Consider the following 13,503-nt stretch of genomic DNA (forward strand, 5'->3'; position numbering starts at 1 on the left):
ACGGCATGGGTTCTGTGAAATACACCGAGCTGGGGGCTTTCCTGCGCTCGCGGCGCGACCGCATCCGTCCAGCTGACGTGGGACTTCCCCACGGGCTCCGCCGCCGGGTACCCGGGCTGCGCCGCGATGAGGTGGCCCAGCTCGCCGGCGCGTCGGTGGACTACTACAACGAACTCGAACGCGGCGCCGGATCCCAGCCCTCCGAGCAGATGATCGCCGCGCTGGCGAGGGCTCTGCGTCTGAGCGCTGACGAGCGCGACTACCTCTACCACCTGGCCGACCGCCCGGTGCCCGCGTACGGCGGACCGGCCTCGCACGTCCACCCCGGCATGCTCGACCTGCTCACCCGCCTGACGTCGACACCCGCACAGGTCATCACCGACCTGCACGTCACCCTCGTTCAGAACCCGTTGGCGATGGCGCTGCTCGGGGACCATTCCGGTCTTCGTGGCGCTCGGGCCAGCTTCATCCACCGGTGGTTCACCGATCCCGACGCCCGGCAGATGTATCCCGAAGCCGACCACGAGGGCCAGTCCCGGGCCTTCGCCGCCGACCTGCGGGCGGCCGCCGCCAGGCGAGACGCCAAGGACACCGAAGCCCGCTCGTTGATCGGCTCGCTGATCGACGCCTCCCCCGAATTCGCCGCGCTGTGGGCCGACCACGACGTGGCGTTCCGGCGCGACGACCGCAAACGCCTCATCCACCCCGCGCTCGGCCTGATCGAGGTCAACTGCCTCCACCTGTTCAGCGAGGACGGCCGACAGCGGCTGCTCTGGTTCACCCCTGCGGTCGGCACCGACAGCGCCGACCTCCTTGACCTGCTCGCCGTCCTGGGCACCCAGGAAGTCACCGGACCGACACGCTGAGAGCCTCCCGACCGCAGTGCCGGTCGCCGGAGAGACCCCGGAGCCGTGTGGCGCTGCCTCACCCTCCGGGGTGGAAACGGGGGAAGGGGCGTGCGGCGGGCGCACGGCCCGGCGCACACCCCCTCCACGCGGGTCAGCCGTTGTAGGGGGCCGCGACGTCCAGGACCCAGACGACGCCGAAGCGGTCCTTGAGCATCCCGTAGAGCGGCGCCCACTGGGAGGGCTCCAGCGGCTGCACGATGGTCGAGCCGACGGCCAACTTCTCCCAGAAGGCGGTGACCTCGTCGGCGCTGTCACCGCGCACGGAGACGAAGACGGCGTTCTCGCCCTGGTTCCACGGCATCGTCGAGGGCACGTCGTAGGCCATGACGCGGAATCCGTTGTCCGCGACCACCTGGCCCCAGACCACCCAGTCCGCCTCGTCCGGGTTGGTCACGTTGCCCGCGTCCTTGTAGGTGACGGCGACGACGTCCCCACCGAAGACGGAGTGGTAGAAGTCGAGCGCCGCGCGGGCGTCTCCGCGCAGGTTCAGGTGGGTCGTGGTCGTGACGGACATGCTGGCTCCCTGGTCGTGTGTGTGGGTGGACGCCGAACGGGTTCGTGCCACAAGCGGGCAGTCGTACGTCACCGTGGTGACCGCACGGCACCGGGCCGGGCAGCCGTGACCGCTCCGGCGGCGGACAGCCGGTGTCCGCCGCCGGTGGGGTCGATGGGGCCTGACCTGCGATGACCGTGCTTGTGCTGGCCCCCGTCGGCGTCTGTGGTCCCACATTGGCAGGGGTACAGGCCAGGGTGTGTCCTCTACTTCCCGCAGGATGGAGCCCATGGTGAAGACTTCCGCTCGTCTGCTGGCGTTGCTCTCCGTGCTCCAGACCCGCCGGGACTGGTCGGGCCGGGATCTGGCCGCCCGGCTGGACGTCAGTCCGCGCACGGTCCGCCGTGACGTGGACCGGCTGCGCGAACTGGGCTACCCGATCACGACCTTCAAGGGGCCCGAGGGCGGGTACCGGCTCGACGCGGGGTCACGGATGCCCCCGCTGCTGTTCGACGACGACCAGGCCGTCGCGCTGGCGGTGGCGCTCCAGGCGGCCACGGCGACCGGCGCCGGGATCGGTGAGGCCGCGGAGCGAGCCCTCAACACCGTTCGGCAGGTCATGCCCGCCCGGCTGCGCCGACGGATCGACGCGGTCCGGGCCGCCGTGGTCGCGCCGCCCGACGCCCGGCGGGCGCGGGCCGACGGCGGCCTGCTCACGGCGATCAGCGCCGCCGTGCACGCCCGCGAGGAACTGCGCCTGGACTACACCCCCGCCTTCCGGTCCGCCTCGGACCGGGACGGGGCGGCCGTGGAACCGCGCCGGGTACAGCCCCACCACCTGGTCACCCGGGCGGGGCGCTGGTACCTCCTGGCCTGGGACGTCGAACGCGGTGAGTGGCGGACCCTGCGGGTGGACCGCATCGCGCTCCGCAGCCCCAACGGTCCCCGTTTCACCCCGAGGGAGGTTCCCGGAGGTGATGTGGCGTCCTTCCTCACCAGCAGGTTCCGGGGCTCCGACGGAACGGTCGACTGGCCCTGCCGCGGTGAGGTGATCCTCGACCTGCCCGCCGCCGCCGTCGTTCCCTTCGCGCACGACGGACTGGTCGAGGAGATGGGCGCCGAGCGCTGCCGTCTGGTCCTCGGTTCCTGGTCGTGGGTCGGCCTGGCCTCGGCCATCGGGCGCTTCGACGCCGACTTCGAGGTCGTCGGGCCGCCCGAGCTCGAAGACGCCTTCGCGCGTCTGGCGCGCCGCTACGGAGGCGGCGGCCGCCAGGCCCGCGCCCCCGAGCGCTGACCGGGCGCCGCACCGGCGGGCCGGACGGCGTCGTCTCGAAGGCGGTCTGACGCGCGGCCTCGGGCGCGGACCACGAACGCGGTTCCCCTCCCTCTGCCCCCCAGGTTTCTCCCCGGCATCCACAACGTCTTGCCTAAAGGCTTTAGGCAGAAGTAGAGTGGCTTATGCCGAAGAGGGGAGAGGTTATGGCACGCGCGGGACTGACCACAGAACGCCTTACCGAGGCGGGAGCCGAACTCGCCGACGAGGTCGGCTTCGAGCAGGTGACCGTCTCCGAACTGGCCCGGCGCTTCGACGTCAAGGTCGCCAGCATGTACTCACACCTGCGCAACTCCCAGGACCTCAGAACCCAGATCGCCCTGCTCGCCCTGGAGGAGCTCGCCGACCGGGCCGCCGACGCCCTGGCCGGGCGGGCGGGCAAGGACGCCCTGACCGCCCTGGCCAACGTCTACCGCGACTACGCCCGAGAGCATCCCGGCCGCTACGCCGCGGCCCAGCTCAGACTCGACCCGGAGACGGCGGCCGCCAGCGCCGGTGTCCGGCACGCACAGATGACGCGGGCGATCCTGCGCGGCTACGACCTGGCCGAGCCGGACCAGACGCACGCGGTCCGGCTGCTGGGCAGCGTCTTCCACGGCTACGTGACCCTGGAACTGGGGGGAGGGTTCAGCCACAGCGCCCCCGACACCCAGGAGACCTGGACACGGACCCTGGACGCCCTCGACGCGCTGCTGCGCAACTGGCCCGCGCCCTGACAGCGGCCCCACGCCGGCGCCCGACCGCGCGTCCCGCCGACCGACCAGAGCTGCACGACAGCCCCGACCACCAGGTTGACACCATGCACACCCAGCACCACTGGACCACCACGCCCCTCACCCCGGACCTCCTGCGCGGAGCCCTCGACCTGGAGCGCACCGAGCACGGCGTGCTGCCGCACCGGCTGCCCGCACGGGCACGCGCCCAGTGCGCCGACCCGCAGCTGCTCATGGCCGAGTCCCAACCCTCCGGGGTACGGCTGGCCTTCCGGACCCGGGCCACCTCCGTCGAACTCGACACACTGCCCACCAAGCGCGCCTACACGGGCGCTCCGCCCCGCCCGGACGGCGTGTACGACCTGCTCGTGGACGGCCACCTCGTCGACCAGGCCAGTGCGACCGGCGGCAACACCCTGACCATCGACATGGCCACCGGCTCCGCCGAGCACCGGCCCGGACCCGTGGCCACCGTGCGCTTCACCGGCCTGCCCGACCGCGTCAAGGACGTCGAGATCTGGCTGCCGCACAACGAGACCACCGAACTCGTCGCCCTGCGCACCGACACGGCCGTCGAGCCCGTCCCCGGCCGGGGCCGCAGGGTGTGGCTGCACCACGGCAGCTCCATCAGCCACGGCTCCGACGCCGCCAGTCCCACCACCACCTGGCCCGCGCTCGCCGCCTCCCTGGGCGCGGTGGACCTGGTCAACCTCGGTCTGGGCGGCAGCGCCCTGCTCGACCCGTTCACCGCCCGCGCCATGCGTGACACCCCCGCAGACCTGATCAGCCTCAAGATCGGCATCAACCTGGTCAACGCCGACCTGATGCGCCTGCGCGCCTTCGGTCCCGCGGTGCACGGCTTCCTCGACACCGTTCGGGAGGGGCATCCCAGCACACCGCTGCTGGTCGTCTCGCCGATCCTGTGCCCCATCCACGAGGACACGCCCGGCCCGTGCGCCTTCGACCCCGACTCCCTGCACGTCGGAAAACTGCGGTTCCGGGCCACCGGCGACCCCGACGAGCGCACCGCCGGAAAGCTGACGCTCACCGTCATCCGCGAGGAGCTGTCGCGTATCGTGCGCCAGCGCGCGGCCGAGGACCCGCACCTGCACTACCTCGACGGCCGTGAGCTCTACGGTGAGGCGGACCACGCCGAACTTCCGCTGCCCGACGAGCTGCATCCGGACGCCGCCACACACCGGCGCATGGGCGAGCGCTTCGCCGAACGCGCCTTCGGCGCGGGCGGTCCGTTCCGCGCACGAAGAACCTGAGACGTCCGACCGGCTCGCTCTTCCCGCGCGGTCGTCGCTCCCTGGCCGCCCCTCAGGACAGGCATCCCTCTGGGAGGTCTTCTCCACAGGGGCTGCCGTTCTCGGCTGGTCAGCCGGACACGGAACCGGGCAGCGGACCGGGCCAGGAGCTCACCGGTCCCGGTCCGCCCGTCGGGTCAGGCAGGATCGGAACGCGCGGAAACCAGCTCCTGGGCCTCGCGCACGATCTGGGCCAGCCGGGAGTGGTGGGCGCCGGGCCAGTACACCCGCTCGCACGCGGAGCAGCGCGCGAACGCGTCGTAGGTGGCGCGGGTGCCCGCCTCCAGATCGCCCTGCACCTCCTCCTTGGACGCGTGCACCAGTTCGCCGTTGCACGCCGGGCAGCGCGTCCAGGGCCGCAGGGGCGGCGCGAAGCGCTCCAGCACCTCGCGTAGCTGGTCGGCGGGCCGCTGCTCGCGCACGTGGCCGCCGGCCCGCAAGCCGCTGCGGCACAGCAGTCCGCGGTCGCGGGTGAGCAGCACCCTGTCCTCGGCGTTGGCCTGGCGGAACAGGGAGGGGTCGTCGCGGTCGTTGTCGTAGGCGGTGTCCAGGCCCAGCAGGCGCAGGCGCCGGGCCAGGGTGCCCAGGTGCACGTCGAGCAGGAACCGCGGTTCGGCGAAGGGCAGGCGCTGCGGGTACTCCACGGGCAGGACCTCCACGGCCCCACCCGGGGCGGGAATGTGGGAGGCGGGGGTGTCGCGGCCGTCGACGCGCAGCGCTCCGACCTCGGTCAGGGGTACGCCCAGAGACTGGACGACGTGTCCGAGGGTGGAGGTGGAGTCGCCCTTCACGCGCACGGTTCCGCCCCGGTGCCGCGACGGCAGGAAGAACCGCAGTTCGGGCGCGAAGCTCAGGTCCAGCATCGGTTCTCTTCCTTCCAGCGGGCCGTTCCTGCCCGCGGACCAGGGGGCCGATCGGTCGCGGCGGGCCGCGGATCGGCAGACATCCGGTGCGGCCGGTACGCGGTTCAGGACAGGAGCGGGCGCACCCGCTCGGCGGTGAAGCGCACGAAGCCCTCGGGGTCGGGCTCGTCGGCCGTGGGCTGCAGCACCACGGTGTCGGCTCCGGCCTCGGCCATGTGTCGTACCGCCTCGGCGATGCGGCCGGCGTCTCCGGCCACACCGGTCTGCGGTGTCAGGCCCTCGGCGCGCAGTTCGGCGGCCACGCGCCGGTCGGCGTCGGGGCCGGTGGCGGCCAGCAGGTAGACGGTCACGGGGTGGTGGCCCGGACGTCCGGCGGCCTGGCGTCCCTGGTCAACCAGCCGCCGTGCCCGCCGTACCCCGTCCACGCCCGCCGCGGCGTCCAGGATGGTGCCGTCGGCGGCCTGTCCGCTCAGGTGCAGGGTCCGCGGTCCGCGGGCACCGGCCAGCACGGGCACGGGGGCGGCGGGCGGGTAGTCCAGGGCGACGTCGTCGAGTTCGACGTAGCGCCCTCGGGAGGTGACCCGGTCCCCGGCCAGCAGGGCGCGCAGCGCGTCCAGGTGTTCGCGCAGGAGGGAGAGCGGGGAGTCGGGGCGCGCGCCGACCTGGGCCATCCAGTCCTGCACGCCGTGGCCCACGCCGATGCGCACGCGGCCCGGGAAGAGCCGGTGCAGGGTGGCGGTCTCCATGGCGGTCAGGGCGACGTTGCGCAGGGGGACGGGGAGCAGGCCCACGCCCACGGTGAGGTTCTCGGTCCAGGCCAGGGCCGCGGAGGCGGCGGCGACGCCGCTCTCCAGGAAGCAGTCCTCCCACAACCAGAGCTGGTCGAGTCCGGCCTCGTCGGCCGCGCGTGCCACGGAGCGCAGGCGTTCGGGTGGCAGCTGGGGGCGGAAGACGGCTCCGAGTTCGGTCATGGTTGTTGTTCTACCGGGCGGGAGAGGGGGAGGACAACGACTTTCGCCCTCCCCCGCACTCCGCGACGCAGGCCGGGGCCTTCGCCGGCACGAAGAAACCCGGTCCGGGTTGCTCAGGGCGCCAGGCGCACCACACCGCCGGAGCCGGTCACGGCGACCAGGGTGATCTCGAAGCCGTTCATGACGAACACGCCCCCCGGCTCCTCTCCGATCGGAGGCGGCAGGTGGCCCGACAGGGTGGTGCCGGGCCCGTAACCGCTGACGTCCAGCCCGTCCTCGCCGACGGCGTCGACCACGAACCGGTCCACGCCGTGGGAGCCGTCCATGGCGAACTCGTCGCCGCTCTCCACCAGCACCTCGCAGTCGGCGTCGGCGCAGGCCTCCAGGTCGGTGCCGTCGGCGGCCTCGGGTGTCGCCGGGGCGGTGGGAGAGGGGGAGGCTGCGTCCGTGCTGTCGGGCAGGGAGGCGTCGGCGGCCGGGGGGTCCTGCTCCTGTGATCCGGCGCAGCCGCTGAGCAGGGCGGCTACGGCACCGGCGGCGGCCAGGGCGCGGATCGGGCGGAGGGTGGTGGTCATGGTGCCCCGTCCATGAGTTGGGCCGCGCACATCCGGGGGTGAGGGGAGGCCGCGCGGCGGTGGCCTCGTCACCGACGGTTGTGCCCCGGCCCCGCGGTGTCCATACCCGCACCGGCGTGGTGCGCGTCACCCCTGCCCGTGCGGGTGGGCCCCGCCGACCGGCCGCCTCCTTCCCCCCGGACACCGGGGCGGGGAGTCGGCGGGGTAGCCCGGGTCGAAGCCCGTCACGGCGTCCAGGCGCTCCAGTGCCCCCGCAGCAGGTCCACGTCCACCGCGCCCAGGTTGTCGGCCAGCTGTTCGGCGTCGCGCGCGCCGACGATGGGGTGCACCGCGCGCGAGCGCGCCAGGGTCCAGGCGATCGCGACCTGGGAGGGGCTCGCCCCCAGCTCGGCGGCGACCTCGCTCACCGCGCGGGCCGCCCGGTGGTCGCGCTCGGTCAGGGAGACCGGGTCGACCCTGGTGCCGGACGGGGCGCGGCCCGGCCGGGGCGGTCTGCGTGCGGTGCCGGACTGACCGGGCCGCTCCCTCCCCGGCAGGTGCGCCGGACTGGCTAGGCTGTGGCGCGGAACACCTGAGCGAATGAGGGGACGGCGTCCATGGACCCGGTGGTGGAGTCGGTCAGCAGCAGTCCCGGCCACACGTTCAGCAAGGCCGCCCTGCCCCGGATCCGTCTTCTGGCGGGGTTGGGCGTGGAGGGTGACGCCCACCTGGGAGCCACCGTCCAGCACCTGTCCCGGATCGCCGCGGACCCCGACCAGCCCAACCTGCGCCAGGTCCACCTGGTGCACGCAGAACTCCTGGAGGAGGTCGGCGAGGCCGGGTTCGCGGTCGCCCCCGGACAACTGGGCGAGAACATCACCACCCGCGGCTTGGACCTGCTGTCCCTGTCCGTGGGCACCGTCCTGACCTTCGGTGACGGGGCCAGTGTGCGGGTCACCGGCCTGCGCAACCCCTGTGCGCAGATCGACGGCTTCTCCCGGGGGCTGCTCAAACAGGTTCTACACCGCGGGGAGAACGGAACCCTGGTACGCAGGGCTGGGATCATGGGCGTCGTCCTGACCAGCGGCACGGTCGAACCCGGTATGGCTGTGCGTGTGTGGGCGCCCCGGGGCGCCCACACACCTCTCGAACGGGTCTGAGGAGAGGCCCCGGGCCCCGTCACACCAGTGAGGCCAGCAGTTCGGGTTCGGCGTGCACGCGGATGCCGACGACGCGGTCGCCTTCGACGGTGAACGCCAGCGCCGCGTAGGGCTGCCCCTCGCGCAGGGACACGAACCCGGGCAGGCCGTCCACGGACACCACGCGCGATGCCTGGGCCAGGCGCGAGAAGGCGATGGCCTGCCCCGCGACCGCCTCGGCTCCGCTGGTGGCCGTGGGCACGCCCCGTATCACCGCGAACTCGTCAGCGCTGATGACCACGTCGGGGGCCAGTACCGCCAGCAGACCCTCGAAGTCACCGCCGCGTGCCGCGGCCAGGAACGCCTCCACCACCCGGTACCGCCGGGCCGGATCGGACACGCCGTCCGCGTCCGCGCCGCGCAGCCGGCGCCGTGCGCGGCTGGCCAGTTGCCGGGCGGCGGCCGGGGTGCGCTCCAGGATGGGCGCGATCTGGTCGAAGGGCAGCGCGAACAGGTCGTGCAGCACGAACGCCAGCCGCTCGGCCGGGGTGAGGGTGTCCAGGACCACCAGCAGCGCCGTCCCCACCGAGTCGGCCAGGACCACCTGTTGTTCGGGGTCGGTCCGCGCCGCGTCCTGGGAGGGCTCGGGCACGTCCTCGCCCACGGGGTCCTCGCGGCGCGAGGCGCGCGAGCGCAGCATGTCCAGGCACACCCGGCCCACCACGGTGGTCAGCCATCCGGCCAGGTTGTCGATGCTCCGGGCGTCGGAGCGGCTCAGCCGCAGCCACGTCTCCTGCACCGCGTCCTCGGCCTCGCTCGCCGATCCGAGCATCCGGTGGGCGATCGAGCGCAGCAGCGCGCGGTGCTCCTCGAAAAGCGCGGCCCACACTTCGTCGGTGTTCATCGGTCACATTCCTTCGTCGGCGTCCGTCGTGGTTTCGACTCATCGGGCTGACGTCTGGATGCGGCCCCATGTGACCGGTTTCGGCGAGGAGATCCATGAACACCTGGAACGAACTGCGTTCGCTGCTGCGCGGCCGTGTGCTCACCGACGGCGAGGAGGGATTCGATCTGGCCAGACGTCCCTGGAGCCTGTCCGTGGACCAGCCCGTGGCGGCGGTGGTGGAGGCCGCCGACGCCGACGACGTGGCCGCCCTGGTCCGCCACGCCCATCGGGAGGGGTTGGCGGTGGCCGCACAGCCCACCGGGCACGGCGCCTCCGGTGACGTCAAGGGCGCGGTGCTGCTGCGTACCGGGGCGCTGGACGAGGTGAGTGTGGACGCCGAGCGCCGGGTGGCCCGTGTGGGCGCGGGCGTGCCCTGGGGGCGCGTGCAGGAGGCGGCCGCCGTGCACGGCCTGACCGGTCTGCCGGGCAGCTCCCCGGTGGTCGGTGTGGCCGGGTACACCCTGGGCGGGGGTCTGAGCTGGTTCGGCCGCCGCCACGGGTGGGCGGCCGACGGCGTCACCGCCCTGGAGGTGGTCGACGCCCGGGGGGAGCGTGCTCGGGTGACCGCTGAGTCCGATCCCGACCTGTTCTGGGCGCTGCGCGGCGGCGGGGGCGACTTCGCGGTGGTCACCGCCCTGGAGTTCGCCCTGCACCCCGCGCCGCGGCTGTACGGCGGGCGCGTGGTGTGGCCCGCCGATCGGGCGGAGCGGGTGCTGGCGGCCTACACCGAGGTCACCGCGCACGCGCGGCGGGAGCTGACGGTGTGGCTGAACCTGCACCACGTCCCGGGCCGGGAGCCGACGGTGTCGGTGGACACGACCTTCCTGGGCGGGTCGGAGCGGGCGCGTGAGCTGCTGCGTCCGCTGGAGGCGGCCGGAAGGCCGCTGCGTGACACCCGTGCGGTACTGCCGCTGAGCGAACTGGGGTCGGTCACCGCCGAGCCCACCGATCCCTCGCCGGGCCTGTCGCGCGCCGCGCTGCTGACCGACCTGGGGCCGCAGGCAGTCGGGGCGCTGCTGGCCGAGCCGATCGCCCCGCTTGTGGGGGTGCAGGTGCGCCACCTGGGCGGCGCGTTCGCCGACGCCTCCGACACCCCGTTCGGACCGATGGACGAGCGGTACTACCTCTACGCGCTGGGAGTGCCGTTCGCGCCGGGGATGGCGCCGGGGATCCGGGCGCGTCTGGAGGGGTTGGTGGCGTCGCTGGGTCCGGGTGTCAGCGGTCGCAAGCCGCTGACCTCACTGGTGCCGGGGGAGTCGGTCACCGACGTGTTCTCCGCGCAGGCGCTGGAGCGGTTGCGGCGGATCAAGGCCGAGCGCGACCCGCGAGGTGTGGTGCGGTCCAACTACCCGGTGCTCGGCTGACGCGGCGGTGGGCCGGGCGGCACCCCGACCGGCCCGCCGCCGCGTGCTCGGAAGCGGTGGCCTCAGGCTCCGCCGCGCTGGAGGAGGCGTTCGTGGCGCTGGCGGGCGGCCTGGGCCGAGCCGAGCCCGAGACCGAAGGCGATCTCCTGCCAGGTCATGCCGCGTCCCTTGGACATCTGCAACAGCCCGGCCTCCAGTTGGTCGAACTCGGCGCGCGCCCAGGGCACCAGGGTCAGGGCGGCGGTGAGGTCGTCCTGGTCCACGGGCGGGGCGCCGGGGTCGGGCTGGGCGCTGCCCGCGGCCAGGTCGGCGACGCGCCGCAGGGCGTCCAGGGGCGCCATGGGCATGCGCAGTTCGTCCCAGCGCGTGCGCTGCTCGCCGGTGGCGTGCCGTTCGGTGATGCGCAGCAGCGCCTCGTGGGTGCGCAGGCGGCGCGCGCTCTGCGGGTCGGGTGGGGTGAAGGTCCCCTCGCGCTGTTCCTCGCTCATGCCTCCAGCATGGGAGACACAACCCCCGGTTGTCAACATTGAGTTTTCAACAGATTGTTCACTCGGGAGGTCGCCGGTCCAGGAACTCCGCGAAGGGCACCTTGCCCACCGCCCGGTCCGGGACCAGGTGGCCCCCGGCGCGGTAGGCGGCGAAGACGGCGCCCGGCAGGCGCACGGGCACCGTCCGCAGGTCCGTCCCCGCCCAGCGCTGGTAGGCCCCTGCCAGGTCGCGGAAGGACTCCACGCGCGGGCCGCCCATGTCCGCCACGCGTCCGGCCGGAGGGTTGTCGGCCAGGTGGGCCAGGCGGGAGGCGACCTCCTCGGCATCCACGGGCTGCACGTCCACGTCGGGGACGGGCATGAACGGAAGGCGGGCCGCGCCCGCGCACAGCCTGAACACCAGGTCGTGGAACTGGGTGGCGCGCAGCACCGTCCACCCCAGGCCGGAGGCCGCCAGCGCGCCCTCCACGGTGTGCTTGACCCTGTAGTAGCCCAGCGGAACCCGGTCCACGCCCACGATGGAGACGTAGACCAGGTGCGCCACGCCCGCCTCGCGGACCGCGCGGATCAGATGGGTGGCGGACTCGATGTCGCCGCCGGCGGGCGTGCTGGCGCAGTGCACGACGGTGTCCACGCCCCGGACCGCGTCGGCCAGCCCGGTGCCCCGGCGCAGGTCCACGGCGAAGGACGCGGGATCCTCGGGATCGGGGCGGCGGCTCAGGCTGCGCACCTGGTGCCCGGCCCGGCGCAGGCGTTCCACGACGGGCCGTCCCAGGGTGCCGGTGCCGCCGGTGACGAGGACTGTCTTCATGCGCGCTCCTTCGCTTCCTGGAGAACCCATGCTAGGTCTCGGACAACCGGGCGCGGCGGTCCCCGGCGCGCTACCCCGAGCGTGTCCGCCGCGGGGCGCCCCGCGGGCTGCCCCGACCAGGGGGCGGTGGTGTCTTTGGTGCCCGGTGTCCGGTTAGAGTGCTGGCGGCGTCGGCGCAGCGGAGCGTCCGAGCGAACGGTGAGGGAGTGTGCCCATGTCCGGGATCGCCGGGAGACTGACGGCAGCGGTCGGCGCGGAGCAGGTGGTCACCGACCCCGCCGTCCTCGAGGGCTACTCCCACGACGAGGCGGAGTGGGCTCCCCACGGCCGCCCGGCCGCGCTCGTGCGCCCCCGCCACACCCAGGACGTGGCGGCCGCGGTGGGCGTGTGCGCGGAAACGGGCGTCCCGGTGGTCGCGCGCGGCGCGGGGACGGGGCTGTCGGGGGCGGCCAACGCCGTGGACGGCTGGGTCGTGGTCTCCTTCGAGCGGATGAACCGGGTCCTGGAGGTCGACCCCGTACAGCAGACCGCCACCGTGCAGCCGGGCGTGGTCAACAACGACCTGCGCGAGCGGGTGGCGCGCGACGGCCTGTGGTACCCGCCGGACCCGGCCTCCGCTCCCTGGTCGACCATCGGCGGCAACGTGGCCACCAACGCGGGCGGCCTGTGCTGCGTCAAGTACGGCGTCACCCGCGACTACGTGCTGGGCATGGAGGCGGTCGTGGGGTCGGGTGAGGTGGTGCGGCTGGGCCGGACCACCGCCAAGGGCGTGACCGGCTACGACCTGTGCGGGCTCATGGTGGGCTCGGAGGGGACGCTGGGCATGGTCACCGAGGTGACGCTGCGGATGCGGCCGCTGCGCACCGGTACCGAGCACACCGTGGTGGGCTACTTCGACTCGCTGGTGGAGGCCGGGCGGGCCGTAGCGGCGGTGTCGGCCGCCGGGGTGGTGCCCTCGGCGATGGAGCTGATCGACCGGTTCTGCCTCCAGGCGGTGGACGACTGGAAGAACATGGGCCTGTCCGCCGAGGGCGAGGTGCTGCTGCTGGCGCGCAGCGACCAGCCCGGAGCGGCGGGCGAGGAGGAGGCCGACCGCATCCTGGCGTGCTTCCGGGCCGAGGGAGCTGTCTACGCGGTGCGCTCCACCGACGAGGAGGAGGCCGAGGCGCTGTTCGAGGCCCGCCGTCTGGCCTACCCGGCGCTGGAACGGCTCGGCCCGCTGTTGACCGAGGACATGTGCCTGCCCAAGGCGAAGGTGCCGCTGATGCTGGAGCGCATCGAGGAGATCGGCAGGCGCTTCGACACCCGCATCGGCAACATCGCGCACGCGGGGGACGGCAACCTGCACCCCCTGTTCATCGTCCCGGCCGGTGACGAGGACGCCAAGAAGCGCGCGCAGGAGGCCTTCGAGGTGATCGTGGACGAGGCGATCGCCCTGGGCGGCACGGTCACCGGCGAGCACGGCGTGGGCCTGCTGAAGATGCGCGGGGCCGCCCGGGAGATGGGGCCTCACGTGCTCGCCATGCACCGGGCCGTCAAGGACGCCCTGGACCCCCGGGGCATCTTCAACCCGGGCAAGGTCTTCGCCGCGTCGTAGCGGGCGGGCCCCG

At 73.6% G+C, this 13,503-nt stretch carries 15 protein-coding genes; 7 read left to right on the forward strand and 8 right to left on the reverse strand.

The genetic code is table 11. The annotated features are described in order from the left end of the window. The first annotated feature begins 5 nt into the window (after positions 1–5). Complete coding sequence (locus HGB44_RS09005) at positions 6–866, forward strand: helix-turn-helix transcriptional regulator (protein WP_231972530.1); 861 nt, start codon at positions 6–8, stop codon at positions 864–866. Between the two features lie 133 nt (positions 867–999). On the opposite strand, the gene HGB44_RS09010 is transcribed toward HGB44_RS09005, so the two are convergent. Beyond that, the gene (locus HGB44_RS09010) at positions 1,000–1,422 is read right to left on the reverse strand and encodes a VOC family protein (protein ID WP_061081906.1); all 423 of its coding nucleotides are present in this window, start codon (positions 1,420–1,422) and stop codon (positions 1,000–1,002) included. Between the two features lie 268 nt (positions 1,423–1,690). Between HGB44_RS09010 and HGB44_RS09015 the strand changes: the two genes are divergently transcribed. The 3 genes from HGB44_RS09015 to HGB44_RS09025 all read left to right on the forward strand — a co-directional run bounded on the left by HGB44_RS09015 (position 1,691) and on the right by HGB44_RS09025 (position 4,718). Continuing rightward, on the forward strand, positions 1,691–2,695 hold the full coding sequence (locus tag HGB44_RS09015) for a helix-turn-helix transcriptional regulator (protein ID WP_061081907.1): 1,005 nt from the start codon (positions 1,691–1,693) through the stop codon (positions 2,693–2,695). 185 nt (positions 2,696–2,880) lie between these two features. After that, positions 2,881–3,450, forward strand: coding sequence for a TetR/AcrR family transcriptional regulator (locus HGB44_RS09020; protein ID WP_061081908.1), 570 nt, complete (start codon positions 2,881–2,883; stop codon positions 3,448–3,450). Positions 3,451–3,533: 83 nt separating this feature from the next. Continuing rightward, positions 3,534–4,718, forward strand: coding sequence for a GDSL-type esterase/lipase family protein (locus HGB44_RS09025; RefSeq protein WP_061081909.1), 1,185 nt, complete (start codon positions 3,534–3,536; stop codon positions 4,716–4,718). Between the two features lie 176 nt (positions 4,719–4,894). On the opposite strand, the gene HGB44_RS09030 is transcribed toward HGB44_RS09025, so the two are convergent. From HGB44_RS09030 to HGB44_RS32695, 4 genes are all read right to left on the reverse strand, one after another. Beyond that, positions 4,895–5,620 (reverse strand): Mut7-C RNAse domain-containing protein, encoded by a 726-nt coding sequence (locus HGB44_RS09030; RefSeq protein WP_061081910.1) that lies wholly within the window; start codon positions 5,618–5,620, stop codon positions 4,895–4,897. Between the two features lie 104 nt (positions 5,621–5,724). Beyond that, a complete protein-coding gene (locus HGB44_RS09035) occupies positions 5,725–6,591 on the reverse strand; it encodes an LLM class flavin-dependent oxidoreductase (protein WP_061081911.1) in 867 nt (288 codons plus the stop codon). 113 nt (positions 6,592–6,704) lie between these two features. Continuing rightward, the gene (locus HGB44_RS09040) at positions 6,705–7,166 is read right to left on the reverse strand and encodes a hypothetical protein (protein ID WP_061081912.1); all 462 of its coding nucleotides are present in this window, start codon (positions 7,164–7,166) and stop codon (positions 6,705–6,707) included. A gap of 224 nt (positions 7,167–7,390) precedes the next feature. Next, positions 7,391–7,873 carry an aldo/keto reductase gene (locus HGB44_RS32695; protein WP_325096945.1) on the reverse strand — a complete coding sequence of 161 codons (483 nt, stop codon included), beginning with the start codon at positions 7,871–7,873 and terminating at the stop codon, positions 7,391–7,393. Between HGB44_RS32695 and HGB44_RS09050 the strand changes: the two genes are divergently transcribed. Next, entirely contained in the window at positions 7,763–8,305 is a 543-nt protein-coding gene (locus tag HGB44_RS09050; protein ID WP_061081914.1) for an MOSC domain-containing protein, read from the forward strand. The two genes, HGB44_RS32695 and HGB44_RS09050, sit on opposite strands and share 111 nt — an antisense overlap. 19 nt (positions 8,306–8,324) lie before the next feature. On the opposite strand, the gene HGB44_RS09055 is transcribed toward HGB44_RS09050, so the two are convergent. Next, positions 8,325–9,188 carry a sigma-70 family RNA polymerase sigma factor gene (locus HGB44_RS09055; RefSeq protein WP_061081915.1) on the reverse strand — a complete coding sequence of 288 codons (864 nt, stop codon included), beginning with the start codon at positions 9,186–9,188 and terminating at the stop codon, positions 8,325–8,327. Between the two features lie 95 nt (positions 9,189–9,283). On the opposite strand from HGB44_RS09055, the gene HGB44_RS09060 reads away from it, so the two are divergent. Continuing rightward, positions 9,284–10,594, forward strand: coding sequence for an FAD-binding oxidoreductase (locus HGB44_RS09060; RefSeq protein WP_061081916.1), 1,311 nt, complete (start codon positions 9,284–9,286; stop codon positions 10,592–10,594). Positions 10,595–10,656: 62 nt separating this feature from the next. On the opposite strand, the gene HGB44_RS09065 is transcribed toward HGB44_RS09060, so the two are convergent. Both HGB44_RS09065 and HGB44_RS09070 read right to left on the reverse strand, forming a co-directional pair. Further along, on the reverse strand, positions 10,657–11,082 hold the full coding sequence (locus tag HGB44_RS09065; RefSeq protein WP_061081917.1) for a hypothetical protein: 426 nt from the start codon (positions 11,080–11,082) through the stop codon (positions 10,657–10,659). 58 nt (positions 11,083–11,140) lie between these two features. Then, positions 11,141–11,893: an SDR family oxidoreductase gene (locus HGB44_RS09070; protein ID WP_061081918.1), complete on the reverse strand. Its 753-nt coding sequence runs from the start codon at positions 11,891–11,893 to the stop codon at positions 11,141–11,143. A 214-nt stretch (positions 11,894–12,107) separates the two neighbouring features. On the opposite strand from HGB44_RS09070, the gene HGB44_RS09075 reads away from it, so the two are divergent. Continuing rightward, positions 12,108–13,490 (forward strand): FAD-binding oxidoreductase, encoded by a 1,383-nt coding sequence (locus tag HGB44_RS09075; RefSeq protein WP_061081919.1) that lies wholly within the window; start codon positions 12,108–12,110, stop codon positions 13,488–13,490. Positions 13,491–13,503: the final 13 nt, after the last annotated feature.

The organism is Nocardiopsis alborubida, assembly GCF_012396365.1.
Lineage (GTDB): Bacteria > Actinomycetota > Actinomycetes > Streptosporangiales > Streptosporangiaceae > Nocardiopsis > Nocardiopsis alborubida.

Coding starts and splice junctions, on each gene's coding strand:
- HGB44_RS09075 (WP_061081919.1), top strand. CDS start 12,108: ATGTCCGGGATCGCCGGGAGACTGACGGCAGCGGTCGGCGCGGAGCAG.
- HGB44_RS09055 (WP_061081915.1), bottom strand. CDS start 9,188: ATGAACACCGACGAAGTGTGGGCCGCGCTTTTCGAGGAGCACCGCGCG.
- HGB44_RS09005 (WP_231972530.1), top strand. CDS start 6: ATGGGTTCTGTGAAATACACCGAGCTGGGGGCTTTCCTGCGCTCGCGG.
- HGB44_RS09070 (WP_061081918.1), bottom strand. CDS start 11,893: ATGAAGACAGTCCTCGTCACCGGCGGCACCGGCACCCTGGGACGGCCC.
- HGB44_RS09020 (WP_061081908.1), top strand. CDS start 2,881: ATGGCACGCGCGGGACTGACCACAGAACGCCTTACCGAGGCGGGAGCC.
- HGB44_RS09010 (WP_061081906.1), bottom strand. CDS start 1,422: ATGTCCGTCACGACCACGACCCACCTGAACCTGCGCGGAGACGCCCGC.
- HGB44_RS09050 (WP_061081914.1), top strand. CDS start 7,763: ATGGACCCGGTGGTGGAGTCGGTCAGCAGCAGTCCCGGCCACACGTTC.
- HGB44_RS09060 (WP_061081916.1), top strand. CDS start 9,284: ATGAACACCTGGAACGAACTGCGTTCGCTGCTGCGCGGCCGTGTGCTC.
- HGB44_RS09030 (WP_061081910.1), bottom strand. CDS start 5,620: ATGCTGGACCTGAGCTTCGCGCCCGAACTGCGGTTCTTCCTGCCGTCG.
- HGB44_RS09035 (WP_061081911.1), bottom strand. CDS start 6,591: ATGACCGAACTCGGAGCCGTCTTCCGCCCCCAGCTGCCACCCGAACGC.
- HGB44_RS09015 (WP_061081907.1), top strand. CDS start 1,691: ATGGTGAAGACTTCCGCTCGTCTGCTGGCGTTGCTCTCCGTGCTCCAG.
- HGB44_RS09025 (WP_061081909.1), top strand. CDS start 3,534: ATGCACACCCAGCACCACTGGACCACCACGCCCCTCACCCCGGACCTC.
- HGB44_RS09065 (WP_061081917.1), bottom strand. CDS start 11,082: ATGAGCGAGGAACAGCGCGAGGGGACCTTCACCCCACCCGACCCGCAG.
- HGB44_RS09040 (WP_061081912.1), bottom strand. CDS start 7,166: ATGACCACCACCCTCCGCCCGATCCGCGCCCTGGCCGCCGCCGGTGCC.